At 74.3% G+C, this 25,556-nt stretch carries 19 protein-coding genes; 12 read left to right on the forward strand and 7 right to left on the reverse strand.

The window, feature by feature from the left end; translation table 11 throughout:
* Positions 1-10 precede the first annotated feature (10 nt).
* Together ACZ3ZD_RS30640 and ACZ3ZD_RS30645 are read left to right on the forward strand one after the other, a co-directional pair.
* Positions 11-1,162, forward strand: coding sequence for an XdhC family protein (locus tag ACZ3ZD_RS30640; protein WP_467404339.1), 1,152 nt, complete (start codon positions 11-13; stop codon positions 1,160-1,162).
* Between the two features lie 43 nt (positions 1,163-1,205).
* On the forward strand, positions 1,206-1,844 hold the full coding sequence (locus ACZ3ZD_RS30645) for a LysE family translocator (protein WP_467404342.1): 639 nt from the start codon (positions 1,206-1,208) through the stop codon (positions 1,842-1,844).
* A 146-nt stretch (positions 1,845-1,990) separates the two neighbouring features.
* Here ACZ3ZD_RS30645 and ACZ3ZD_RS30650 read toward each other — a convergent pair whose 3' ends face one another.
* Together ACZ3ZD_RS30650 and ACZ3ZD_RS30655 are read right to left on the reverse strand one after the other, a co-directional pair.
* Positions 1,991-2,431, reverse strand: coding sequence for an SRPBCC family protein (locus ACZ3ZD_RS30650; protein WP_467404345.1), 441 nt, complete (start codon positions 2,429-2,431; stop codon positions 1,991-1,993).
* A 112-nt stretch (positions 2,432-2,543) separates the two neighbouring features.
* Positions 2,544-3,311, reverse strand: a complete 768-nt coding sequence (locus tag ACZ3ZD_RS30655) for a polysaccharide deacetylase family protein (RefSeq protein ID WP_467404739.1) — start codon at positions 3,309-3,311, stop codon at positions 2,544-2,546.
* 177 nt (positions 3,312-3,488) lie between these two features.
* On the opposite strand from ACZ3ZD_RS30655, the gene ACZ3ZD_RS30660 reads away from it, so the two are divergent.
* The 7 genes from ACZ3ZD_RS30660 to ACZ3ZD_RS30690 all read left to right on the forward strand — a co-directional run bounded on the left by ACZ3ZD_RS30660 (position 3,489) and on the right by ACZ3ZD_RS30690 (position 13,795).
* A complete protein-coding gene (locus ACZ3ZD_RS30660) occupies positions 3,489-5,180 on the forward strand; it encodes a trypsin-like peptidase domain-containing protein (protein ID WP_467404347.1) in 1,692 nt (563 codons plus the stop codon).
* 200 nt (positions 5,181-5,380) lie between these two features.
* The gene (locus tag ACZ3ZD_RS30665) at positions 5,381-7,642 is read left to right on the forward strand and encodes a serine/threonine protein kinase (protein WP_467404349.1); all 2,262 of its coding nucleotides are present in this window, start codon (positions 5,381-5,383) and stop codon (positions 7,640-7,642) included.
* 70 nt (positions 7,643-7,712) lie between these two features.
* On the forward strand, positions 7,713-9,281 hold the full coding sequence (locus ACZ3ZD_RS30670; RefSeq protein ID WP_467404351.1) for a VWA domain-containing protein: 1,569 nt from the start codon (positions 7,713-7,715) through the stop codon (positions 9,279-9,281).
* Positions 9,278-10,507, forward strand: coding sequence for a hypothetical protein (locus ACZ3ZD_RS30675; protein ID WP_467404354.1), 1,230 nt, complete (start codon positions 9,278-9,280; stop codon positions 10,505-10,507). The genes ACZ3ZD_RS30670 and ACZ3ZD_RS30675 overlap by 4 nt, the downstream gene beginning before the upstream one ends.
* On the forward strand, positions 10,504-11,814 hold the full coding sequence (locus ACZ3ZD_RS30680) for an ABC transporter substrate-binding protein (RefSeq protein ID WP_467404357.1): 1,311 nt from the start codon (positions 10,504-10,506) through the stop codon (positions 11,812-11,814). Before ACZ3ZD_RS30675 ends, ACZ3ZD_RS30680 begins: the two co-directional genes overlap by 4 nt.
* A gap of 62 nt (positions 11,815-11,876) precedes the next feature.
* Positions 11,877-12,992 carry a winged helix DNA-binding domain-containing protein gene (locus ACZ3ZD_RS30685; protein ID WP_467404360.1) on the forward strand — a complete coding sequence of 372 codons (1,116 nt, stop codon included), beginning with the start codon at positions 11,877-11,879 and terminating at the stop codon, positions 12,990-12,992.
* Between the two features lie 98 nt (positions 12,993-13,090).
* A complete protein-coding gene (locus tag ACZ3ZD_RS30690; protein WP_467404362.1) occupies positions 13,091-13,795 on the forward strand; it encodes a DUF5701 family protein in 705 nt (234 codons plus the stop codon).
* A gap of 94 nt (positions 13,796-13,889) precedes the next feature.
* On the opposite strand, the gene ACZ3ZD_RS30695 is transcribed toward ACZ3ZD_RS30690, so the two are convergent.
* The 3 genes from ACZ3ZD_RS30695 to ACZ3ZD_RS30705 all read right to left on the reverse strand — a co-directional run bounded on the left by ACZ3ZD_RS30695 (position 13,890) and on the right by ACZ3ZD_RS30705 (position 18,725).
* Positions 13,890-14,681 (reverse strand): S1 family peptidase, encoded by a 792-nt coding sequence (locus ACZ3ZD_RS30695; protein WP_467404365.1) that lies wholly within the window; start codon positions 14,679-14,681, stop codon positions 13,890-13,892.
* Between the two features lie 216 nt (positions 14,682-14,897).
* A complete protein-coding gene (locus ACZ3ZD_RS30700; protein WP_467404368.1) occupies positions 14,898-17,750 on the reverse strand; it encodes an ATP-binding protein in 2,853 nt (950 codons plus the stop codon).
* 144 nt (positions 17,751-17,894) lie between these two features.
* On the reverse strand, positions 17,895-18,725 hold the full coding sequence (locus ACZ3ZD_RS30705) for a helix-turn-helix transcriptional regulator (protein WP_467404372.1): 831 nt from the start codon (positions 18,723-18,725) through the stop codon (positions 17,895-17,897).
* 157 nt (positions 18,726-18,882) lie between these two features.
* Between ACZ3ZD_RS30705 and ACZ3ZD_RS30710 the strand changes: the two genes are divergently transcribed.
* Positions 18,883-20,556: an AMP-binding protein gene (locus ACZ3ZD_RS30710; protein ID WP_467404376.1), complete on the forward strand. Its 1,674-nt coding sequence runs from the start codon at positions 18,883-18,885 to the stop codon at positions 20,554-20,556.
* Positions 20,553-22,145, forward strand: coding sequence for an AMP-binding protein (locus tag ACZ3ZD_RS30715; RefSeq protein WP_467404379.1), 1,593 nt, complete (start codon positions 20,553-20,555; stop codon positions 22,143-22,145). The genes ACZ3ZD_RS30710 and ACZ3ZD_RS30715 overlap by 4 nt, the downstream gene beginning before the upstream one ends.
* Before the next feature lie 37 nt (positions 22,146-22,182).
* On the opposite strand, the gene ACZ3ZD_RS30720 is transcribed toward ACZ3ZD_RS30715, so the two are convergent.
* Positions 22,183-22,971, reverse strand: coding sequence for a hypothetical protein (locus ACZ3ZD_RS30720; RefSeq protein ID WP_467404383.1), 789 nt, complete (start codon positions 22,969-22,971; stop codon positions 22,183-22,185).
* 247 nt (positions 22,972-23,218) lie between these two features.
* Between ACZ3ZD_RS30720 and gcl the strand changes: the two genes are divergently transcribed.
* Positions 23,219-25,006: a glyoxylate carboligase gene (gcl, locus tag ACZ3ZD_RS30725; RefSeq protein WP_467404385.1), complete on the forward strand. Its 1,788-nt coding sequence runs from the start codon at positions 23,219-23,221 to the stop codon at positions 25,004-25,006.
* A 271-nt stretch (positions 25,007-25,277) separates the two neighbouring features.
* On the opposite strand, the gene ACZ3ZD_RS30730 is transcribed toward gcl, so the two are convergent.
* On the reverse strand, positions 25,278-25,502 hold the full coding sequence (locus tag ACZ3ZD_RS30730) for a hypothetical protein (RefSeq protein ID WP_467404388.1): 225 nt from the start codon (positions 25,500-25,502) through the stop codon (positions 25,278-25,280).
* Positions 25,503-25,556 lie beyond the last annotated feature (54 nt).

Genomic DNA, 25,556 nt, shown 5'->3' on the forward strand with positions numbered 1-25,556 from the left:
AGAACCACAGATGCTGGACATCGCCGAGGAGCTGAACCGGTGGGTCGAGCAGGGCCGTGACTTCGCCGTCGCCACCGTGGTCGACGTCGGCGGCAGCGCCCCGCGCCAGCCCGGCGCCGCCCTCGCGGTGGACGCCGACGGCACGGCGATCGGCTCGGTCTCCGGCGGGTGCGTGGAGGGCGCCGTGTACGAGCTGTGCCGTCAGGCGCTCCAGGACGGCGAGACCGTCCTGGAGCGCTTCGGCTACAGCGACGAGGACGCCTTCGCCGTCGGCCTGACCTGTGGCGGCGTCATCGACGTCCTCGTCACCTCGGTCCGGGCGGACGGTCCCGCCCGGCCGGTGTTCGCGGCCGCGCTGGCCGCCGCCGCGCGTGGGAAGGCGGCGGCGGTCGCGCGGATCGCGGAGGGCCCGGCGTCGCTGCGGGGCCGGGCCCTGCTGGTCCGCCCCGACGGGTCCTACGACGGCGGTTTCGGCGCCCATCCCGAACTGGACCGCACGGTCGCCGCCGAGGCCGGCGCCTTCCTGGACGCGGGCCGCACCGGCACCCTGGAGATCGGCGAACAGGGCTCGCGCTGCGGCGCCCCGCTCACGGTCCTGGTGGAGTCCTCCGTCCCCGCACCCCGGATGATCGTCTTCGGCGCGATCGACTTCGCCTCGGCACTGGTCCGCGTCGGCAAGTTCCTGGGCTACCACGTCACCGTGTGCGACGCCCGCCCGGTGTTCGCCACCCGCACCCGCTTCCCCGAGGCCGACGAGATCGTCGTGCAGTGGCCCCACGAGTACCTGGCGCGCACCGGCGTGGACGGCCGTACCGTGTTGTGCGTTCTCACCCACGACGCCAAGTTCGACGTACCGCTGCTGAAGCTGGCGCTGCGGCTGCCGGTCGCCTACGTCGGGGCGATGGGCTCCCGCCGCACCCACCTGGACCGCAACGAGCGCCTGCGCGCGGTCGGCGTCACCGAGCTGGAGCTGGCCCGGCTGCGCTCCCCGATCGGCCTCGACCTCGGCGCGCGGACACCCGAGGAGACGGCGCTGTCCATCGCGGCGGAGATCGTCGCGAGCCGGCGCGGTGGCGGCGGGGGGTCGCTGACCGGCGCGCACACCCCGATCCACCACGACACGGCCGTGCCGCCGGCGCTGCGGATCGGGTCCGTCGCCTGAAAAGGGTTTGCCGGCCGCCGGCACCGCTGTGTTGCATGACGGCATGGTGTCCCCCGACCGGCTCGCGGCCTTCGCGGCCCTGTCCCTCCTGCTCATCGTGGTCCCCGGCCCCAGCGTCCTGTTCGTGGTCGGACGGGCCCTCGCCCACGGCCGACGGGCCGCGCTGACCACCGTCGTCGGCAACACGCTCGGCGCGTACGCCCTCGTCGTGGCCGTGGCGTTCGGCGTCGGAGCGGTCGTCGAACGCTCGGTCCTCGTCTTCACCGCGCTCAAGCTCGCCGGTGGCGCCTACCTCGTGTTCCTCGGCGTCAAGGCGTGGCGGCAGCGCGGCTCGCTGCAGGCCGCCGCCGCGGAGCCCGGCCCGGCGCGCGGGGGTCTGCGCACCCTGGGGGAGGGGTTCGCGACCGGCGTGGCCAACCCCAAGACGACGGTGTTCTTCGCCGCCGTGCTGCCCCGGTTCGTGGACCGGGCGCAGGGGCACGTGCCGGCACAGATGCTGCTGCTCGGGCTGGTCTTCAACGCCATCGCGCTCCTCTCCGACGCCACCTGGGGCGTCGCCGCCTCCGCCGCCCGCAACCGGCTCGCCCGCTCACCCCGCCGCCTGTCCGCCATCGGCGGCGTGGGGGGTCTGACGATGATCGGGCTGGGGGTGACGGTGGCGGTTACGGGGCGGAAGGACTGAGGTGGGGGTGGGGGGCGAGTCGCGGACCCTGCTTCCGCCGTCTGTGGCCGGGCCCCCGGCGCGCCAGTCCCGCCCGTAGGCCGGCCCCCCGGCGCGCCCGTCACCTCCGTGGTCCGGCTCCCGGCACACCCCTCCCGCCCCCCCGTTCAGGCGCTGTGCAGCAGATGCCTGACCACGCGGCGGAACAGGTGGCGGGAGGATGACCTGACGGCGGGGTCGAAGGCGGCCGGCAGGTGGCGGACGCGCAGTTCCTCGCGCCAGAGCACACGGCTGCCGTCCCCGGGACCCGGGCCGACCTCGATCTCCGCCCAGCCGAGGACGGTCCGGCCGCGCTTCTCCAGGCGGCACAGGCCGGCCCCGCCGCCGGCCGGGGGGCGCCAGACCGTCACCTCCATGACGTCGTCCACGGTGAGCGGCCCGATCCTCGACCGGGCCACGAAGCGCGTGCCCTCGCGGGTCGGCGCGGGCGTGAGCACCCTGATCCGGGTCAGCGGCACCGCGTCGGCATGGCGGGGCCAGTCGGTGAGCCGGCGCCAGGCCTCCTCGGGCGGGAGGGGCGCCGTGGCCGTGAAAGAGAAGATGGGCACGGCACGATCGTAGGCAAGGAAGGCCGGTCACCTGCGTGTTCCCGCGCCGTCCGGATAGCAGGTGCCGACGGGCGGACGTCTCCCGGGCCGCCCGCGAGAGCCGGACGGTGGCCTACGGCCGGTACACCTTGCCGGGTTCCGCCCTGCCGGGCGCCAGCAGCTGAGGGACCGTCACGAAGACGTAGCCGCGCGCCTTCAGCGCGTCGATGATGCCGGGCACGGCCGGTACCGTCCCGGGATACAGGTCGTGCAGCAGGATGATCCCGTCCCGGGACGACTGGTCGAGGACGCGTCGGGTGATGAGCGCCGAGTCGTCGGTCGCGTAGTCCTTGGCGGTCACGCTCCACAGCACCTCCGCCATGCCCAGTTCCTTGCAGATCCGGTGCACATCGGCATCGGTACGGCCCTGCGGCGGGCGCATCAGCGTCGGCTTGCGCCCGGTCAGCCGCTCGATCGCGTCGTTGGGCCGCGTCAGCTCCTCCCGTATCTGCGCGTCGGATATCCGGGTGAGGATCTTGTGGTCCCAGGTGTGGCTCGCGACCTCGTGCCCCTCGGCCGCCATCCGCTTCACCAGCTCCGGGTACTTCTCGATGTGCCGCTTGCCGAGCAGGAAGAAGGTGGCCGGGACCTTCTTCTCCTTCAGGATGTCGAGCAGCCGCGCCGAGTTCTCGCTGGGCCCCGCGTCGAAGGTGAGCGCGATGCACTTGGCCTCGCGGCAGTCGGCGGTCCCCAGCTTCGCCGGCGTCCCGTGCGCCGCCGCGGCGCGTGCGGTGCTCGGCGCGGTCGTGTCGACCTCGGCGCAGCCGGTCAGCGTCAGCGCCAGGCAGGCCGCGGCGGACGCGAGTGCCCAGCCGCGGAACCTGCGGCCCGTTGTGCGCATCTTCCCGGTCGGGTGCGCCGGCGTCGAGAGGGTGTCGGTCGAAAGAGGCATGACCGGACTATACACCGCGTGTATAGTGCATATGTTCGAGTCTGGCGGTCCGGTGAACGCAGCCGTCCGCAACGTCCCCGTGCACACCAGTAGTACCGGGCGGGTACGCGGAGTAACCTCGGGAGCATGACGCGCACGGGGGAGCGAGTCGTCGCATCGCGCTTACGGACACCGTCGTGGATCGCCCGCATCGAGGCGCCCGACGGCCGTGTCCTCGGCGCCGGCGTCCTCCTCGCCCCCGAGCGGGTGCTCACCGCCGCCCACGTCGTCAGCCCCGGCCACCCCTACACCGTCCGCCTGGTCGGCGTCCCCGGCCTGGACGCCGTAACCGCCACCGTCAGCCCCGACGAACATGTGCCCCAGCGCGAGGACGCCTTCGGCGACCGCAGCGGCGACCTCGCCCTGCTCCGCCTGGCCGCACCGCTGCCCGCCGAACACGCCGCCCGGCTCTACCGGCTCGCCGCCCCGCACGGACCCGTCAGTATGTACGGCTTCCCGGCCGGCGACGACGGCGGACGCTGGCACGGCGCCACCCTGGTCGCCGCCCGCGGCCGGGACAGCCAGGTCCAGCTGCGCCCGCTCACCCCCGGCGAACTCGCCGCCCACGGCTTCAGCGGCGGGGGCGTCGTCGACCACGCCACCGACCAGGTCATCGGCATCGTCCTCAGTGTCGACGAGGGCCCCGGCTGGGCCTTCAGCTACATGAGCCCCACCGAGACCATCCTCAGCCACCTGCCCCAGGTCGCCGCCTGGACCGACGGCGCCGAGGCCGTCGACCCGCGGCTGCGCACCGGCACCGGCCCCGCCGCCGGCCGGCTCGACGTCCCCTTCGCCACCGAACTCGCCTCCTGGTTCCGCGGCGAGGGCTGGCCGGTGCTCGTCACCGTCGTCCCCGCCCCCGGCGACCGCGCCTGGACCCTGCAACGGGCCGTCACCCTCGCCGACCGCGAACTGCGCACCCACCGCAACACCAGCGCCGTCAGCCACGACCCGCCCGAGACCGTGCCGCCCGCCGGCACCCATGACCTCGCCCTGGACGTCAAGGGACTCACGACCGCCGAGGTCATGGACCGCATCGCCGAACGCCTCGGCATCCGCGACGACCCCCGGCCCGAACGGCTCGGCACCCTGCGCGTCCCGCTCACCGCCGTACTCGTCGCCGTGGATGAGGCCGCCGACCCCGACGCGCTGCTCGTCCTGCTGGACCGGCTCGCCCGCGAAGGCGCCCGGCTGCTGCTCGCGTTCCGCCACCCGGGCGAGCCCGTCACCCGGGCCGCCGACACCCTCGTCCACCGCCCGCTGCGCGACCGCTGGCACCGGCTGCACGCCGAACTCGACCGGATCACCGACGAGTTGGGGCCCGCACTGGAGGACCGCCGGCACCGGGTGCTGCCCCTGCCCGGCACCCGTGCGCTGCTCGACCAGGCCGAGGCCGGCGTCCACCGCAGCCGGATGCTGCGCGCCTGGGTCGCCCTCGCACCCGACCAGGAACGCGAACCCGCCCACACCGGGCTGCTGTTCACCTTCGAGGACGCCGTCGGCCGCCGCCGACGGCGCCTGGAGAAGGCCATCGGCCTGCTCGACGCCCGGCTGCGCCGCCGCGAGGAACTCCTCGGCCGCGTCGGCGCCGAGTGGCCGCTGTGCCGGCAGCGGGCCGCCGAGCACGGCGACCGGGTCATGGCCGCCTACCGGCTCTACGAACAGGCTGTGTCACTGCTGCGGCAGACCCCCTGCGACATCGAACGCGCCGAGACCGCCGTCGAGGACTTCGTCGCCTTCTGCTCCAGCACCGCGACCGAGGAGGAGGGCGCCTCGTGAGCCCCCGCACCGCCCGCCCCGGAGGGAGCGCGTCTCGTGAGTCCGCGCATCGCCCGGCCCGGAGAGGAGCGCGTCTCGTGAGTCCGCGCATCGCCCGGCCCGGAGAGGAGCGCGTCTCGTGAGCCTTAGCACCGCCCGCCCCGGAGACGAGGGCGTCTCGTGAGCGTCCGCACCGCCCGACCCGGAGAGGAGCGCGTCCCGTGATCTCGTGTCTGCGGCCCGGCTGCGCGGGGCACATCATGGCCACCGGCTACTGCGACACCTGCGGCCACCGGCACGCCGAACCGCGCACCGCGCCCCGGGCCGGGACCACGGCCCGCACCGACGAGGAGACCCCCGGCCCGGCCGCCGTACACGCCGTCGCCGGGATCGGCGAACTCGACCAGCACGGGCTGGTCGTCCTGCCCGAGGTTCCCGTCCCCGACGACGTGCTCGTCGAGGACCTGCGCCCGCCCACCGGCGGCCGCCGCTGCGGTGCCGGCGGCTGCACCATGACCATCGGCGTCGGCTACGGTGGCCAGCCCGCCCGCGCCACCGGCCGCTGCCCCCGCTGCGGCACGCCGTACTCCTTCCTGCCCCAACTCGCCACCGGTGACATCGTCGCCGACCACTACGAGGTCCTCGGCTGCCTCGCCCACGGCGGCCTCGGCTGGGTCTACCTCGCCGAGGACACCCGCGCCGACGGCCACCGCGTCGTCCTCAAGGGCCAGATCAACGCCAACGACGCCCTCGCCCGCCGCGCCGCCGTCGAGGAACGCCGCTCCCTGGCCGACCTGCACCACCCCGACATCGTCCGCATCATCACCTACGCCGAACACCCGGCCGCGGGCCAGGCACCCACCGGCTACCTCGTCATGGACTACATCGGGGGCCGCTCCCTGCAACGGCTCTTCGACGCCGACGACATCGAACGGATCTTCCACGGCCGCCCCCGCCTCGACCACGTCCTCACCTACGGCTGCAAGATCCTCGGCGCCCTGCAGTACATGCACGAACGCGGCCTGCTCTACTGCGACATGAAGCCCGCCAACGTCATCCACTTCGGCCGGGCCGTCAAGGTCATCGACCTCGGCGCCGTCCGCGCCGTCGGCGACCGCACCTCCACCTACGTCTACACGGCCGGATTCGCCCCGCCCAAGGAGGAGATCGACCGGCGCGGCTGGCACGTCGACAGCGACCTCTACACCGTCGGCATGACCCTCCAGGCCCTGGCCCGCGGCGCCGAACGCGCCCGCGGCCTCGCCTCCGACTCCTTCCGCCGCCTCATCGCCCGCGCCACCCACGCCGAACCCCGCGCCCGGTTCCGCTCGGCGGCCGAGATGTCCCGCCAACTGTGGGAAGTCCTCCGCGAGTTCCGCTCGCTGCAGTTCGGCGAGCAACTGCCGGAGAGCTCCACCCGGTTCCGCGCCTCCGGTGCCAGCCTCGACGCCGGACTGGGTGCCATCCCCGCCCTGGACCACTGGACCGCCCGCCCCGGCGAGCAGCCCGCCGGCCTGGACGTCTCCCCGCCCGCCGCCGCCGAGGTGGCCGGCGCCCTGCCCGAACCGGTCCCCGACCCCGACGACGGTGCCGCCCTGCTGCTGGACACCTTCCCGCCCGACGCCCCCGACCGGGTCGCCCGGCAGTGGCCCCGCGAATCCCGCCTCGGCACCCCCGAGACCGCGCTGTGGCTGTGCCGCGCCTACCTCAGGAAGGGCGAGCAGCAGGCGGCGCGGAGCTGGCTCGCCGAGGCCGAGACGCAGCTCGGCGAACGCGCCGCCCACGACTGGCGGATCGCCTGGCACCACGGCGTCCTGCACCTCAGCAAGGGCGAGGTCGAACCGGCCGGCGCCCGCTTCGACGCCGTCTACCGCGCCCTGCCCGGCGAGTACGTGCCCAAGCTCGCCCTCGGCTACTGCGCCGAACACACCGGCACCACACCGGCGGACGGCAGCCGCCCGGCCCGCGCCATGCGGTACTACGAGGCGGTCTGGGCCCGGGACTCCGCCCACACCGCCGCCGCGTTCGGGCTGGCCCGCGGCCACCTCGCCGGCGGCGACCGGGACGCCGCCGTGCACGTCCTCGACCAGGTCCCCGCCACCTCCCGGCACTACGACGCCGCCCGCATCGCGGCCGTCCGCGTCCGCGCCGGCATCCTGCACGGCCGGCCGCCCACCCCGGCCGGCCTGCGGGACGCGGCCCGGCGGCTGCCCGGACTGCGCCTGGACGGCGGCGCCGCGAACGGCGAGTCCCGGGCCCGGCTGGTCGCCGAGGTCCGCGAGAACGCCCTGCACGGCCGGCCCGCCCAGGGCTGGGGACCGGACTTCCCCGCCGGGGACCTCCTCGGACCCGGGGACGAGGACAGCATGCGCACGCTGCTGGAGCACTCCTTCCGGCAACTGGCCGCCCAGGCCCGCACCGCCGGGGAACACGGCCGGCTCCTCGACCTGGCCCACGCGGTGCGGCCCATGACCACGTTCTGACCCCGTACGACCCTCCGGGAGTACCGCCCGGAGCAGACAACGTTCCGAGACCACTTGGGAAGAGGCAGCGATGACCGTGGCCGAGGAGACCGAGGTGACGCTCGCGGTCGGCCAGCAGAAGGAACTGCCCCTCGCGCCGGACCCGGCCGGGCGGCACCCCGACCGGGCCGACCGGGAGATGCACGCCATCCTGGAGATCGGGGTCAGGGGCGGCCCCGGCCGCCCGGGACGCACCGGCGCGCCCGTGCCCGGCACCGGGCCCGCACTCGCCGAGGTGCTGATCGTCGACACCTCGCGCTCCATGCTCCACCCCGCCGCCAAACTGCACGCCGCCAAGGACGCCACCGTCGCGGCGGTGCGGATGCTGCCCGACGGCACCGCGTTCGCCGTGCTCGCCGGCCGGTTCGACGCCACCCTGGTCCACCCCGGGCCCGGCAGCGCCGTACTCGCCGTCGCCGGGCCCGCCGAACGCGAGGCGGCCGAACGGGCCGTACGGATCCTGGACGCGGACGGCGGCACCGCCATCGGCACCTGGCTCGACCTGGCCCGCCGGCTCCTCAAGGACCAGCCCGCCCCCGTCAAACACGTCCTGCTGCTCACCGACGGGCGCAACGAGCACGACCACCGGGCCGCCATGGCCCTGGACACCGCCCTCGACGCCTGCGAGGGACGGTTCGTCTGCGACGCCTGGGGCATCGGCGACGACTGGGACGCCGAACTGCTGCTGCGCATCACCCGGCGCCTGCACGGCCGCGCCCGCGCCGTCCGCGCCGAGTCGGAACTACCGGCCGCCTACGAGGAGTTGGTCGCCGGACTGCTCGGCACCGCGGTGCCGGAACTGCGCATCCGGCTCACCCCCACCCCCGGTACGGTGATCCGCCAGGTCACCCAGGTCGTGCCGAACGAGCAGGAACTGCCGCCCGCCCCGGCCGGCCCGGGCGGGCGCGGCGCCGAGTACGTCACCCGCGCCTGGGGTGAGGAGGTACGGCACTTCCAGGTCGTCCTCACCGCCGACCCGACCGGCCGCGAGACCGGTGAGGACCTCCAGCTGGCCGCCGTCGAGATCGTCGTACCCGACTTCGGCCGGCCGGTACGGCTGCCCGCACCGCAGCCCGTCCTGGTGCGCTGGACCGACAACCCGCGCGACGCCTCCCGGCCGTATCCCGGGGTCCGCCGGCACGAGCTGTACCAGCAGGCCAGCACCGCCGTCGCGCAGGCCTACCGGGCCTGGCTGCGCGGCACGGACGGCCGTGACACCGCGGACCGCGAACTCGCCCGCGCCCTCGCCCTGGCCGGCGAACTGGGCGACGCCCAACTGCTCGGCGCGCTCCGGCTGATCGAGACCGCGCCGGGCACCGGGCGGGTACGCGAGGGCCTGAAGGACGTCGACTGGCAGCACCTGATCCTCTCCAGCGCCCTGACGACCCCGCCGGAACCGGCGGCACCCGCCCGGCCGGCCCGGCCCCGCCCGAGCGGGCCGCACGCCGGCGACGGCGCCCCGCCCGGTCCCGCCGGCCCCGCCCTCCCCGTCCGCCACGACGGGCTCGTCCAGTGCCCGGACTGCCGATGGCTCGGCCCGGCCGACTCCGTCTACTGCGGGGGCGACTGCGGACGGCTGCTGAGGGGGTCGCCCGCATGAACACCGGCAGAGGTACGACCCCCGGACCGGGCCGCGGCACGGGCGCGTCCCCCGCCACGGGAGACGGCACCCGCGCACCCGCCCCCGGTGACGGCACCCGCGCGCCCGCCCCCGCCCCCGGTGACGGCACCGGTGCACCCGCCAACGCCCCCGGCGGGGGCACCCGTACGGCCGCCCCCGCCCCCGCCGCCCCGCCCTCCGCGCCGCCGCGCCCGGGCACGCCTCCAGCCGACCGCCGCGCCTCCGGCCGGGCGCGCCGCCACCTCGCTCGTCTGCTCGCCCGGCTGCCCGGTGCCGGGCCGCGCCCGCCGGCCGGCGGCAGCACGACCGCCCACGACCTCGCCGTCCGCCACCGCCTGCTGCTGACCCTGTCGGCCCTGCTCACGCTGTCCCTCTTCCTGTCGTACCAGGGCGTGCACGGCGACGCGAACCCGCTGCGCACCTCCACCGCCCCCTCGGTGCTGTCCCTCGACACCGCGCTGTACGCGCTCGGCCAGGCCCGGCAGGACGCCGGCGCGCGGGCTCCGACCAGCGACTTCCAGAAGCAGATCTCGGTCGCCGCGCAGAGCCTGTCGGCCGCCGCCGCGGACGACGACCTCGGCGGCCCGGCCGGCCGGCAGGCCCTGCAGACGATCGCCGGACTGATCACCGTCTACGCCGTCAAGGTCCAGCAGTCCCAACTCCAGCCCGACGGAAGCGTGTTGCGTGAGGCCTACCTCAGCTACGCGACCAGCATCCTCACCGAGAAGGGCTCCGGGATACAGGACCGCCTGAAGGCCCTGCAACGCAAGCAGCGGGCCGTCGTGCACCGGCAGACCTCGTTCGGGCCGCTGCTCTGGCTCGCCTGGAGTGCCACCGCGCTGCTGACCCTCGCCCTCGGTGCCGCGCTGCTGGAGACCCAGGTCTTCCTCCGCCGCCGCTTCCGGCGCCGCTACAACCGTCAACTCCTCGCCGCATCCGCCCTGATGGTGGCCGGTTTCGCGGTCGCCGTGCTGTTCACCGTGTGGACCCGGCAGGGCATGACGGACACCCGGCAGCTGCTCGACGGCCCGCTGCCCGGGCGGCTCATCCCCGACGCGGGGCGGGACACCGCCTCGCACCTGGCGCACACCGGCTTCCGCGCGGCGGCGGCGGTGTGGATCCTGATAGGAGGCGTCCTGCTCATGGCACTGGCCGAGACGGGCCTGCGGCGGCACATCGACGACTACCGGTTCAGGCCCCGGTGAGCGCGCTCCCCGGCGGCCCCCCGACGGCCGCCCCCGGCACCCGGACCCGCCCCTCGCGCCGCCTCGTCCGGATGGTCACGGCGGTCACCGGCTGCCTGGCCCTGCTGGTGGCGGCGGCCGTGGCGGGCGTACGCGCCCTCGGGAACGAGCCGACCGTCACCCTGCTGGCCAACTGGACCGGCGAGGACGAGACGCACTTCCGGCAGGCGGTCATCGAGCCGTTCCAGCGCAGGTACCACATCCACGTCGACTACCAGGGCAGCAACGCCGAGAGCCAGGTGCTCGGCGCCGACGTCGAGTCCGGGACACCGCCCGACGTCGTGGTACTCACCGGCCCCGGCGAACTCGCCGAGTACGCACGGCAGAAACAGCTCGTCCCCCTCGAACAGCTGGTGGAGACAAAGGACTTCGGCCCGTCCTGGGCCACGCCGCTCGCCGACGGGCACGTGTACTGGTTCCCGCTCAAGGCCGACCTGAAGAGCATCGTCTGGTACCCGGCCGACGTCGGCGAGCGGCAGCGCGAGGAGGCCGTACACCAGCCGGCCGCGTGGTGCCTCGGCATGGGCTCCGGCGCCACCAGCGGCTGGCCCGGCACCGACTGGATCGAGGACATCCTGCTCCAGCGGTACGGCCCCGAGGTCTACGAGAAGTGGGCGCGCGGCGACCTGCCCTGGCAGTCCCCGCAGGTGAAGGCGGCGTGGCAGGTGTGGGGCAAGCTGGTGGGGGCCGGCGGCGACCGGGACCTGGTCCGGCGGGCCCTGAAGACACCGTACGGGGACGCGTCACAGCCGGTGGCCGCGCACCCCCGGGGCTGCACACTGGAGCACCAGGCGTCCTTCATCCGCAGCCGCACCGCCTGGCAGCGGGCCGACGGCCGCTACGTCCCCTCCGCCCGGCTGATCCCCGGGGCCACCGCCGGCCACGCGTGGGAGGTCTCCGGCGACCTGGTCTCCCTGCTGCACGCCACCCCGGCGGCCAGGAAGCTCATCCGCTACCTGGCCTCCGCCGACGCCCAACGCGCCTGGAGCGACCGGAAGTCGGGCTTCTCCGTCCACACCGGCGTCCGCCCCGCCCCCGTCCCCGACTGGCGCCGCTCCCTGGCCCTCACCCTCCGCGACCCGCACGAGGTGCACTGCTTCGACGCCTCCGACGCGATGCCGCCCGCGGTACGCGACGCGTTCGCCGAGGCGACCATCGAGTTCCTGGCCGACAGAACCCGCCTGCCCGCCCTCCTGCACTCCCTGGACACCCTCGGCACCACCTCCGACCTGACCTGGCTCCCGTCGGTGTGCCACGGGACACCGTGAGCCGGACGGGCGTTGCTCCAGGCGCGCGACCCGGCCGCCGCACGGTCCGTTAGCGTGCGTCCATGACCAACAGCGGTGGGAAGCACGGCGGTGCGGTGGTGTGGGACGCGCGGGCGTTGAACCGGGCCACTCTCGGGCGGCAGTCGCTGCTGGCACGGTCCGTCGGGGAGGTCCGGGACGTGGTGGGGCATCTCGTCGGGTTGCAGGCGCAGAACACCAGGCCGCCGTACTACGCGCTCGCCGCCCGCCTGGAGGGCTTCGCGCCGGAGCGGTTGTCCGCGTTGATGGCCGGGCGGGAGGTGGCCCGGATCGTCAGTCTGCGGTCCACGATCCACACCCACACCGCCGACGACTGCCTCGGTCTGCCGGCCTTCGTGCAGCCGGCCCGGGACCGGGAGCTGGCGAACTTCCGGGCGGGGCTGGCCGGTGTCGATCTGCGGCGGCTCGCGGCCGTCGCCCGGGAGCTGGTGGAGGCCGAGCCGCGGACCATGGCCGGGCTGCGGCAGGCGCTCGGTGCGACGTGGCCGAAGGCCGATCCGCGGGCCCTCGCCGTCGCGGCCCGCTGCACGCTGCCGCTCGTCCAGGTCACCCCACGCGGGCTGTGGGAGGAGAGCGGCCAGGTCGCCCTGACCACCGTCGAGCACTGGCTGGGCCGTCCCCCCGCACCGGCCCCCGCCCCGGAGGCGGTGGTCCTGCGCTACCTCGCCGCCTTCGGTCCCGCGTCCGTGCGGGACATGCAGACCTGGGCCGGGCTCACCCGCCTCAAGGCCGCCTTCGAACGCCTGCGCCCCGGGCTGCTGACCTTCCGCGACCCGAACGGCGTGGAACTCTTCGACCTCCCCGACGCCCCGCGCCCCGACCCGGACACGCCGGCGCCGCCCCGTTTCCTGCCCGAGTTCGACAACCTGCTGCTCGCCCACGCCGACCGCACCCGCGTCGTACCGCCCGAACACCGGGGCCGTACCTGGAACGGCAACCAGGCGCACCGCACCCTGCTGGTCGACGGGTTCCTCGCCGGTCTGTGGAAGCTGGACGCGGGTGCCCTCGTCATCGAGACCTTCGACGCGCCGACCCGGGCCCGGCGGGAGGAGGTGACCGCGGAAGCGGAGCGGATGCTGGCGGTCATGCACCCGGGGGAGTCGTACGACATCCGGTTCGGGGACGTCGTACGGCGGTGAGGGCGCCCGGCGTCGGCCCCCCACATGCGGACGGGAACGTTCCGGCGGCCCGTGGCGTTGCCCCGGGGTCCACTCGTGCCGACAGCCCTGGGAGCATCGTGCCCGACACCGCGCCCGCACCCGCCGCCACCACCGTCCTTCCCGCCACCGCAGCCCCCGTTCCCGCTCTCCCGGCCCTCGCCGCGCAGGCCGAACGCCTGATCGAGCTGGGGGTGCACGAGGTCGCCGGGCTGCCCGCCGCCGAGCTGCGCGCCTTCGCCGTACGCGCCGAGGCCGCCGAAGGCTCCGGCGGCGACGTCCTGCTCGCCGTGCACCCGCACCGCGCCCCCGCCTCCGCGCTCGCGCCGCTGCTGCGCCGCGACGGCAAGCCCGGGTTCGTGGTCACCGACATGACCGACGTCGACCTCTTCGCCCCGCTGGACACGCTCGCGCTGCCCGACGCCCCGCTCTACGTCCTGACCGGGCTCGACCGCGGCGACCGGATGGCCAACTGGAGCCCCGCCGAGGCGCTGCCCGCCCTCACCGCCGAGGCCCGCACCCCGCTGCTGCTCACCGAGGGCATCCACTGGGTGGTGCAGCAGCCCGCCGCGCTGGAGCGGAACCACTGCTTCATGACCATCGGGTCCCGGCTGCGCAAGGCGAACGGCGCCCTGGACGCCCGTACCCCTGCGCTCTGGATCAGCAACGGCACCGGGCGGGACGGCCGCGAGCGCCGGAACGCGCCCAAGGTGGGCTGGTGCTGGGCCGGCAACCGGCACACCTGGCTGGGCTTCGGCTCCGCCACGGGCCGTCGGACGGTGTGAGCCGGCCGTTGGATAGGGGGCGTTGCGGGCCGCTCGTGGTGGCTCGCAACGCCCCCTGGCAGTTACCCGAGGGATGCTCGGGAAGTCTTCCGGGTCACGAGTTGACCTGCGCGGTCACCAGGTCCGAGAAGGTGGTCAGCCGGGTGTAGACACCCGGGTAACCCGCCTCCGCGCACCCCTCGCCCCAGGAAGTGATCCCTGCCAGGGCGCCCCCGATGAGCAGGGGACCGCCGCTGTCGCCCTGGCAGGTGTCAACGCCACCGGACGTGTATCCGGCGCAGACCATGTCGGACTGGACGAAGTCCGAACCGTAGGAGGTGCGGCAGCTGGAGTCGGACACGATCGGTACGGTCGCGGTCCGCAGCTGGTTGGAGGAACTGCCGCTCTCCGAGGTGGTGCCCCAGCCGAGGATGCGGGCCGTGGTGCCGGCCGCGTACACGCCCGTCTGGGACGAGGAGACGTACGACACCGGGGTGTACGGCATCGACGTCGACAGGGTCAGCACGGCCACGTCATCGCCGTTGGTGGCGTCCGTGTAGTCCGGGTTGATCCAGATCTTGCCGACCCGGCTCACCGTGCCGTTCGTGCCGTTCAGGTAGGTCCGGCCGCCGACGACACGGATGCTGCTCGTGGTCTCGCCGACCATGCAGTGCGCGGCGGTCACGACCTTCCTGGGCGCCACCAGGGTGCCGCCGCAGAACTGGTTCTGGGACGCGTCCGTGATCTGCATCATGAACGGGTACGCGGTCGTCGTGGTGGTCGTACCGCCGACGATGGGCTGGGGCGCGGCGCTCGCCGTGGGGGAGGCGAGCAGCGCGGTCGCCGCGGCCGCGGCGGTGGCCACCAGGGTCGCGGCGGTCTTTCTTGCACGTGTGAGCCCGAACATGAGTCTCCTCAGTGGGGTTGCACCGGTGGGGGTCGCGCGGGTGTGGGTGTACGGGGCGGGGGTACCCCCCGCGCGAGATGCCGAGCGTGGGGGAGGGACCGACCCCGTGTGCCCGGGCGAGCGGCACGCCCTTTACGCTAGGACCCGGAACCCTCGGCTCCCAATGAGGGAACCCCCTAGGGGGTGGGGTGAGGGAAAACCCTCGGTCCGGTTCAGTTAACTAGGGCCGTGCTCGGCGCGCCCGCGAGCCGCCGCCAATCGGACGATGTCGACGCGCGAGCGGATCCCGAGCTTGCGGTAGACCCGGGTCAGGGTCGCCTCCACCGTCTTCACACTGATGAACAGCCGGGCCGCGATCTCCCGGTTGGTGGCGCCCTCCATGACGAGCGCGGCGACCTGACGCTCCATCGCGGCCAGCACCGCCAAGGCGGTCGGCGCGTCCGGCACGGTCGGCGCCGGTTCCGGGTCGCGGGCGGTGCGGGATTCGTCCACTTGGCGCAGCCAGGGCAGCGCCCGGCAGCGCCGGAACATCCGGGCCGCCTCGTCGAGGGCCGCCGCGGCCGCACGGGCCCCCTCCGGTGTGCGCCTGCCGTGCAGCCGGGCCAGCGCGAAGGTGGCCCGCGCCTCCTCCAGGCCGTAGCCGAGCTTGCCGAGCCGGTCCTGAGCGGACGTCAGCTGGGCGAGCGCGGCCTCCAGGTCGCCCCGGGCGGCCCGGACCAGGGCCTCGGAGCGGTCCAGTACGGCGAGGACGCTCTCCCGGCCCAGCCGCAGCGCGTGTTCGCGGCTCGCGTCGATGACGGCCTGCGCCTCGGCGGGTTCACCGATGCGGACCAGTGCCTCGGCGAGGTCGCCCTGCCAGCGGCCGCGGGCCGGGTCGGTGATGCCGAGCCCCAGCTCCAGGCTGCGCACCCGGCGCAGCGAGCGCACGGTGCCCGCCGGGTCCCCGGCCACCAGCTGGGCGTACCCGAGCGCGCCCAGCGCCCGGGAGAGGTACATCTGGTCGCCGTCGCCCTCGGCGTGGTCCACCGCCTCCCGGGCGAGCGCCAGCGCGCGGTCGACGTCGCCACCGGAGGCCTCCGCCAGCGAGGTGAGCATCGCCGAGGCCGTCTCGCCGATGCCCGAGTCGCGGGCGAGCCGCAGGCTGTCGCGGGCCAGCTCCAGGGCGCGCCCGCAGTGCCCGGCGCGCAGTTCGGTCTCGGCGAGGCCGCGCAGGAAGTGCACCTCGCTCTCCACCGAGCCGCGCCGGCGGACCTCGCGCAGCAGCGCGGTGACGGTGGCCCGGGCCTCGGCCAGCTGGTCGCCCATGACCAGCCAGCGGAACCGGGCGCTGCCCGCGCCGTTGTGGTGCCAGGCCACCCGGGGGTCCTGGGGTTCCCTCAGGGCGCGTTTGATGGTGCGGGGCGCCTCCGGATGGCCCATCAGGGTCTCGGTCTGCGCCTGGAAGGCGAGGGCGAGCAGTTCGGTGCGCCGGTCCCCGCCCCGCGCGGCGAGGTCGGCGGCGTGCGCGGCGGCCTCCCGGGCCTCGGTGAAGTCGCCCTCCACGATCAGTGCCCGCCAGGCCAGCTGGTAGTGGACGAGGGCCAGCAGCCGGGGGTCGTCGCCGGCGTCGGCGAGGGCCTGCGGGAAGACGGCGTCGACCTCGGCCATGGTGTGGCCCGCGGTGTCGATGACGATGATCCAGGCCCGCACCCGGTCGGCGGGCACGCTCGCCCGGGACAGCACCTCCCGGGCGATGTCCCGGGCCAGGTCGACCTCGCCGGCGGTGATCGCGTCCTCGGCGGCGGCGAGCCGGCGCTCCTCCTGGCTCGGGGTGCCGCCGGCGGGCGTGTGCCGGGCGGCGAGCAGTCCCAGCTGGGCGGCGACGGAGGGCGCCCCGCGGTCCCGGGCGAGCGCGGCGGCCCCGGCGAGCCGGGCGGCCACCTCCGGGTCGGTGCCGGTGGTGGCGAGGGCCAGGTGCCGGGCCCGTTCGATCGGGTCGGAGGCGGCGGTGGACAGCGCCGCGTGCGCGGCCCGCCGTTCGTGCGCGGGGGCCTCCGCGTACAGCGCGGCGGAGATCAGCGGGTGCGCGAACCGTACGGCCGGTGCGTCGGGCTCGGTGGCCAGCAGCCCGAGTTCGGCGGCCTGGGCGCACTCGGCCTCGGCGTTCTCCCGGCCGGCCGCGTGCAGCAGGGCCGGGGTGGGGCGGGCGCCGGCGCTGGCCACCAGCAGGGTGCGGCGGGCCTCCACGGAGAGCATGTCGAGGCGGCTGAGGACCAGGGCGCGCAGCGAGGTCGGCACGGGCAGCGGCTCGCCGGGCCGGGGCGGGGTGGGGCTGTCGGCGAGGGCGCGGCCCAGCTCCAGGGCGAACAGCGGGTTCCCGCCGCTGGTGCGGTGTATCTCGCGGACGGTGGAGCGGGACAGGCCGCCGTGGCCGCGGTGGTCGAGCAGCTGGGCGACCTGGGTGCGGGAGAGCGGGCCGAGCCGGACCGCGCGGGTGCCCGGCGGGCAGGCGCGCAGCTGGCGGTCGTACTCCTGGCTCTCCTGTCCCTCCGTGCGGACCGCGCACAGCAGTTGCACCGGGGTGCCCTCCAGGCGCCGGGCGGCGAAGCCGAGGAGTTCGGCGCTGGCCGGGTCGAGCCACTGGAGGTCGTCGGCGACGACGAGGACCGGGCCGTGGACGGCGAGGGCGCGCAGCGCGGAGAGCACGGCCAGGCGCAGGGCGAGGCCGTCGCGCTGGAGACTGGACTCGCCGCGGCCGGTGAGCGCCGACTCCAGGGCGGTGCGCTGGGCGGCGGGCAGCCGGGCGGAGACCTCGTCGAGGACCAGGCCGAGGAGGTCGGCGAGGGCGAGGAAGGGGAGGTGGGATTCGGACTCGGTCGCCGAGCAGCGCAGGACGGTGCGCGCGGTGGCGCCGTATTCCTCGGCCAATGCCCGCAGGACGGTGGATTTCCCTATTCCGGCGGGGCCGTGGAGCAGCACACTGCCCCCCGAGGCGAGGTGCCCGAGGGCGCCGGCGAACAGCTCCTCGCGGCCGATGACCAGGTCGGGGCGGCAGCTGGCAGGCTCCTGGAAGTCCCGTCGCACGGTCACCGCTCCCCTCGTGTGTCGTGTCCGGGCCAAATTCTAGGCAACGATCCTGGAAATTCGGACGGAAGCCGTGGTGAGGGAAATAACAAACGGTCAAGCAGAGGGAAATGCAAAGCGGCGTCGGATGAATGAGGTGCCGCCTTCGGACTACGGCAGCAGCCCCGCCCTCCGGGCCGCGGTCACCGCCTCCCCTCGTGTGTGCGCGCCCAGCTTCCGCATCGCCGACCGCAGATAGCCCTTGACGGTCTCCGGGCGCAGACCGAGGCGCTCGGCCACCGCCGCGTTGGTGGCCCCCGCCGCCACCCAGGACAGCACGTCCAGCTCCCGTGGCGCCAGGGTCACGCCCCCGGTACGTGGCGGCGCGGCCAGCAGCCCGCACGCGGCCAGCAGTTCGGCCCGCAGTCCCGGGTCGGCGATCCGGGGTGCCAGCGCCCGCAGCGCCGCGTGCGCCTCCCGCACCTGTTCCCACCCGGCCCCCCGGTCGGCGCCGGCCTGCTCGGGCCGGGCCGCCGCCAGCAGCCCCCGTGCCTCGTCCCGCACCACCAGCGCCTGTTCCACGTCCCGCGCCGCCGCCACCGCCGCGCCCAGCACCCGGTCGCCGAGCGGCCGGGCGGAGCGCAGCGCGCCGTAGAGCACCCCGCGCACCCGGCGCCGGACCACCACCGGCACCGCGAGTACGGCGCGGATCCCCTCGGCGGCCACCGGTACGTCGTACTCGTGGCTGATCTGCCGGGAGCTGGAGTAGTCGGTGACCGCGCACGGCCGGCCCAGGGCCACCGCCTTGCCGCCGAGCCCGCTGCCGGAGGTCACCGCGAGCGCGCGCAGCGCGGCCGTGGTCGTGCCGCTCAGCTCGCTGATGCGGATCAGCGGCCGGCCGGAATCCACCAGACCGCCGAAGGCGACGGGGAGTCCCGTCGTGCGGCGCAGCCGGGCCAGCGCACCCCCGATCTCCACCGCCCCCACCGCGTCCGCCGTCACCTGTCCGCCCTTCCGGCCGCCCACACCCCCCGTTCGGGGGTGGTGAGACCCGCATCACGGATTAGACGATGCCAGAGAGTCGCCCGGCAATGGCCGGGAACCACGGGAGTGAGCCGGAGGGTACGCCGGCGAGCGACCACACGGGCAAGGAGGACGGATGACGACGGCGACCGAGGCCTTCCGCGGCGCGCGGGACTTCCTGCTGGAGCACCGCGAGGACTACACCACGGCCTACGAGGGCTTCCGCTGGCCCCGGCCCGAGCGGTTCAACTGGGCGCTGGACTGGTTCGACGTGATCGCCGCCGGCAACGACCGCACCGCCCTGCACATCGTCGAGGAGGACGGCGGCGAGACCCGGCTGTCCTTCGCCGAGCTGGCCGAGCGGTCGAACCGGGTCGCCCGGTGGCTGCGCGAGCGCGGGGTCGCCGCGGAGGACCGCGTCCTCGTCATGCTCGGCAACCAGGTCGAGTTGTGGGAGACCGCGCTGGCCGCGATGAAGCTGCGCGCGGTGGTCATCCCGGCCACCCCGCTGCTCGGCCCGGGCGACCTGCGCGACCGCGTGGAGCGGGGCCGGGTCAAGCACGTGGTCGTACGGGCCGAGGACACGGCGAAGTTCGCCGACGTGCCCGGCACCTACACCCGGATCTCGGTCGGCGGCCTGCCGGAAGAGGGCTGGGAGCCCTACGAGGACGCCTACCCGGAGCCGGCCGAGTTCCTGCCCGACGGTCCGACGCTGGCCGACGACCCGCTGATGCTCTACTTCACCTCGGGCACGACCGCCCGGCCCAAGCTGGTCGAGCACACCCACACCTCCTACCCCGTGGGGCACCTGGCCACGATGTACTGGATCGGTCTGCGGCCCGGCGACGTGCACCTGAACATCTCCTCGCCCGGCTGGGCCAAGCACGCCTGGTCGAACCTGTTCGCGCCGTGGAACGCGGAGGCGACCGTCTTCGTCTTCAACTACACCCGGTTCGACCCCGCCCGGCTGATGGCCGAGATGGACCGGGCCGGTGTGACCACCTTCTGCGCGCCGCCCACCGTGTGGCGGATGCTCATCCAGGCCGACCTCGGCCGGCTGGCCGCGCCGCCCCGGGAGGCGGTGGCCGCCGGCGAGCCGCTCAACCCCGAGGTCGTCGAGCGGGTCCGGGCGGCCTGGGGGGTGACGGTCCGGGACGGCTTCGGGCAGACCGAGACCGCCGTGCAGGTCGCCAACAGCCCCGGCCAGCCGCTGAAGACCGGCTCGATGGGCCGGCCCAGCCCCGGCTTCCGGGTGGAGCTGCTCGACCCGGTCTCCGGCGCGCCCGGCGCCACCGAGGGCGAGATCGCGCTCGACCTCGCCGAGCGGCCGGTCGGCGTGATGACCGGCTACCACGGCGACCCCGACCGTACGGCCGAGTCCATGGCGGGCGGCTACTACCGCACCGGGGACATCGCCTCCAGGGACGAAGACGGATATCTCACCTATATCGGACGCAGTGACGATGTGTTCAAGTCCTCGGACTACAAGGTGAGTCCCTTCGAGCTGGAGAGCGCGCTGCTGGAGCACGAGGCGGTGGCCGAGGCGGCCGTCGTCCCCGCCCCGGACGAGCTGCGGCTCGCCGTGCCCAAGGCGTACGTCGTCCTCGCCGAGGGCTGGCAGCCGGGGCCCGGCACCGCGAAGGCCCTGTTCGAGCACTCCCGCCGGGTGCTCGCCCCCTACAAGCGCATCCGTCGGCTGGAGTTCGGAGCGCTGCCCAAGACGGTGTCCGGGAAGATCCGCCGGATCGAGCTGCGCGAGGCCACGGCGGCCGGTTCGCGGGACGAGTACCGCGAGGAGGACTTCCGGTGACCGCCGCGCTGTCGTACACGCACGGGACGAGCCCGACCGCCCTGCTCGGCGACACCGTCGGCGCCAACCTGGGCCGGGCGGTGGCCACCTGGCCGGACCGCGAGGCGCTGGTCGACGTGCCGTCCGGGCGCCGCTGGACCTACGCCGAATTCGGCGCGGACGTCGACGAGTTGGCGCGGGCGCTGGCCGCGAGCGGGATCACCAAGGGCGACCGGGTGGGCATCTGGGCGGTCAACTGCCCGGAGTGGGTGCTGGTCCAGTACGCCACCGCCCGGATCGGCGCCGTCATGGTCAACATCAACCCGGCGTACCGCACGCACGAGGTCGAGTACGTCCTCAACCAGTCCGGCGTCCGTCTGCTGTTCGCCTCACTGGCCCACAAGACGAGCGACTACCGGGCGATGGCCGAGGAAGTCCGGTGCCGCTGCCCGGCGTTGCGCGAGATCGTCCACTTCGGCGACCCCGGCTGGGAGGCGCTGCTGCGACGGGCCGCCCCGGACGCCCGGTACGCGGAACTGTCCTGCGACGACCCGATCAACATCCAGTACACCTCGGGCACGACCGGTTTCCCCAAGGGCGCCACGCTCTCCCACCACAACATCCTCAACAACGGTTACTTCGTGGGCGAGTTGGTCGCCTACAGCGAGCAGGACCGGATCTGCGTCCCGGTGCCGTTCTACCACTGCTTCGGCATGGTCATGGGCAACCTCGCGGCCACCTCGCACGGCGCCTGCGTGGTCATCCCGGCCCCCTCCTTCGACCCGGCGGCCACCCTGGAGGCGGTGCAGCGGGAGCGGTGCACCTCCCTGTACGGCGTCCCGACCATGTTCATCGCGGAGCTGAACCTCCCGGACTTCGCCTCCTACGACCTCTCCAGCCTGCGCACCGGCATCATGGCCGGCTCCCCGTGCCCGGTGGAGGTGATGAAGCGCGTGGTCGCCGAGATGCACATGGAGCAGGTCTCCATCTGCTACGGCATGACGGAGACCTCCCCGGTGTCCTTGCAGACCCGGATCGAGGACGACCTGGAGCACCGCACCGCCACCGTCGGCCGGGTCCTGCCCCACCTGGAGGTCAAGGTCGTCGACCCGGCCACCGGCGTGACCCTGGAGCGGGGCACGCCGGGCGAGTTGTGCACCCGCGGCTACAGCGTGATGCTCGGCTACTGGGACGAGCCCGACAGGACCGCCGAGGCGATCGACGCGGGCCGCTGGATGCACACCGGGGACCTCGCCGTGATGCGCGAGGACGGGTACGTGGAGATCGTCGGCCGGATCAAGGACATGATCATCCGGGGCGGCGAGAACATCTACCCGCGCGAGATCGAGGAGTTCCTCTACACCCACCCCCGGATCCGGGACGTCCAGGTCGTCGGGGTGCCGCACGAGCGGTACGGCGAGGAGGTGCTCGCCTGTGTCATCCCGGGCGACCCCGCCGACCCGCTCACGCTGGAGGAGCTGCGGGACTTCTGCGCGGGCCGGCTCGCGCACTACAAGATCCCCAGCCGGCTCCGGATCCTCGACGCCTTCCCGATGACGGTCTCCGGGAAGGTCCGCAAGGTGGAACTGCGGGAGACGTACGGGGTGTGAGGCGGGACCCCGGGACCGGGGGCGGCTCGTACGGGTGTCAGTGCCGGCCGTCCCGGGCCCGCGTCCCCGGGCGTGGCGCGCCCGTACTGCGCAGGACGTCGGCGGGGTCGTTGACCGGCTGCGGGACGCCCGCCAGGTCGAGCACGAACAGCGGGACCCCGAGCGCGTCCGCGCCGGTCCGGCCGGCGTCGGTGTAGCCGGCGAGCGAGAAGTAGACGCACCCCGCGGACTCGGTCATCGCCGTCAGCCACAGGCACTCCACGTCCCGCGGGCCGGCCGGCCGCACGGTCGGGTCCACCTGGGCGAGCAGTCCGCGGGCGGCGAGCCCGATGCCGTGGGGCGGGCGCTGGTCGGCGCGGCGGATGTCCCGGTAGCCGAGCCAGCGCAGGTAGAGCGCGGCGGTGGTGACGGCGTCGCGGGCGGTGCGGATGGCGCGGGGCTGGAAGGGGGCGCTCGGCTGGAGGGGGGCGCGCGGCCCGGGCGGTGCGGCGGCGCCGGGCTCCGGCGCGGCGGCCCGTGGGTGCGCGGGATCCGCCGGGGCCGCTGACGCGGTCCCGGCGGGTGGCGGTCCGGCCACCGCAACGCGCAGGACCGTGCCGCAGGGGCAGCCCAGTTCCGGCCGGGGCCAGTGGCCGGGGCGCCCGCAGGCCGCGCACGGCACGGTGAGCCACTCCTCGTCCCAGGCCCGGTGGGCCGCCACGGCCGGCTCGGCCGCCGGATCCAGCCGCGGCGCGGTCGGCGCCCCGCACACACAGGGGTACGCCGGCGCGGTGTAGACGTGCGCACGCCGGCAGACCGGACAGCGCACCGGAACGCTCTCGGGCATGGCCCACTCCAAGGCGTCGCGTCGGGACGGCGCTCCCATGGTGGCCCTCCCCGGGCGCTCCTGTCCGGCACTTTGCGCTGTCCCGGACCGCTCTTGACGACCTTGCGCCACCCCCTTACATTGCTTCCAGATAGTAGAAGTAATTTTCCGCAATACGGAATTCAAGGTAACGCGGAAAAGCTGGACACCGTGCTCACCGCGGGGCGCGACGGGAGTGCGCAACCGACAGCCGAAGCAGGAGTACTCCATGGCTCGTATGACCGCTGCCCGCGCGGCAGTTGAGATCCTCAAGCGCGAGGGCGTCACCGACGCCTTCGGTGTGCCGGGCGCGGCGATCAACCCGTTCTACAAGGCCCTCAAGGAGGGCGGCGGCATCGGCCACACCCTCGCCCGCCATGTGGAGGGTGCCTCGCACATGGCCGAGGGCTACACCCGGACCAGGCCGGGCAACATCGGTGTCTGCATCGGCACCTCCGGACCGGCCGGCACCGACATGATCACCGGCCTGTACTCCGCCATCGGCGACTCCGTCCCGATCCTGTGCATCACGGGCCAGGCGCCCACCCACGTGATCCACAAGGAGGACTTCCAGGCCGTCGACATCGCCTCGATCGCCCGGCCGGTCACGAAGATGGCGGTCACCGTCCTGGAGGCCGCGCAGGTCCCCGGCGTCTTCCAGCAGGCGTTCCACCTGATGCGCTCCGGCCGCCCCGGCCCGGTCCTGATCGACCTGCCGATCGACGTCCAGCTCACCGAGATCGAGTTCGACCCGGAGACGTACGAGCCGCTGCCGGTCTACAAGCCCGCCGCCACCCGCGCCCAGATCGAGAAGGCCTTCACCTTTCTTCTGGAGTCGCGGCGCCCGGTCATCGTGGCCGGCGGCGGCGTCATCGGCGCCGACGCCGCCGACCTGCTGGTGGAGTTCGCCGAGCTGACCCAGACCCCGGTCGTGCCGACCCTGATGGGCTGGGGCGCGCTGCCCGACGACCACGAGCTGAACGCCGGCATGGTCGGTGTGCAGACCTCGCACCGGTACGGCAACGCCAACTTCCTGGCGTCCGACTTCGTCCTCGGTATCGGCAACCGCTGGGCCAACCGCCACACCGGTTACCAGCTGGACGTGTACCGGGGCGATCGTAAGTTCGTCCACGTCGACATCGAGCCCACCCAGATCGGCAAGATCTTCCCGCCGGACTACGGCGTCGTCTCCGACGCCAGGGCCGCGCTGGAGCTGTTCATCGAGGTGGCGAGGGAACTGAAGGCCGCCGGCGCGCTCCCGGACCGCTCCGACTGGGTCGCCTCCACCCAGGAGCGCAAGGCGACGCTGCTGCGCCGTACGCACTTCGACGACGTGCCGATGAAGCCGCAGCGCGTGTACGAGGAGATGAACAAGGCCTTCGGCCCGGACACCCGGTACGTCACCACGATCGGCCTCTCCCAGATCGCCGGCGCGCAGATGCTGCACGTCTACAAGCCGCGCCACTGGATCAACTGCGGCCAGGCCGGCCCGCTCGGCTGGACCATCCCGGCCGCGATCGGCGTCGCCAAGGCCGACCCCGACTCCCCGGTCGTCGCCCTGTCCGGCGACTACGACTTCCAGTTCCTCATCGAGGAGCTGGCCGTCGCCGCCCAGCACCGGATCCCGTACGTCCACGTCCTGGTGAACAACGCCTACCTGGGCCTGATCCGTCAGGCGCAGATCGGGCTGGACATCAACTTCCAGGTGAACCTGGAGTTCGAGAACATCAACGCGCCCGAGCTGGGTGTGTACGGCGTGGACCACGTCAGGGTCGCGGAGGGCCTGGGCTGCAAGGCCCTCCGGGTCACCGAGCCGGACCAGCTGGGCGCCGCGTTCGAGCAGGCGAAGAAACTGGCGGCGGAGTACCGGGTGCCGGTCGTGGTCGAGGCGATCCTGGAGCGGATCACCAACATCTCGATGAGCCGCACCATGGACATCAGCGACATCAGCGAGTTCGAGGACCTGGCCACCGAGCCCGGCCACGCGCCGACATCGATCAAACCGCTGAAGGTCTGAGCCCGCTGAAGGTCTGAGCCCGACGAAGTTCTGAGCCGACGAGGGGCGGCCCGCCCAGGGGGGACGGGCCGCCCCTTTCCCATGCGCTCCGGCAATCTGGCGCACGGCGCGTGAGCCGCCCCCGGACGGGGCCCGCCGCCCCCGTGCCGGCGGGCCCCGTCTGTTCCTAATCTGCCCTGGCCGACGGGGTGTTGAAGCCTCCGGCGCGGTCTTCAGAGGTTGATTTGAGGGTTGCGCACCCCGCCTACGACCGCTGCCGTAGGCGCCGCCGTCACCACTCGTGCTCGGACAGCCCGGGCCAGTCGTCCGGGCCGCCGCCCTGCCATTCGATCAGGTCGCTCTCCTCCACCTCGATCCGGTCCAGGTCGGCCAGCCGGAGGATCTCCACGACATCGTCCAGGTGCGAGGCGATCCCCAGCATCACGTCCCCCTCGGTGACCCGCCGGGAACCGTCCAGGGCCGGGGGGTGAACCACGATGTGCGGGTAGTGGGTCATGCCTTCAGCGTGCGGCGCGGCGGAGGGATCCGCACGCCGGACCGGTGCCGGGAA

It is taken from the genome of Streptomyces sp. NPDC023481 (assembly GCF_055560195.1).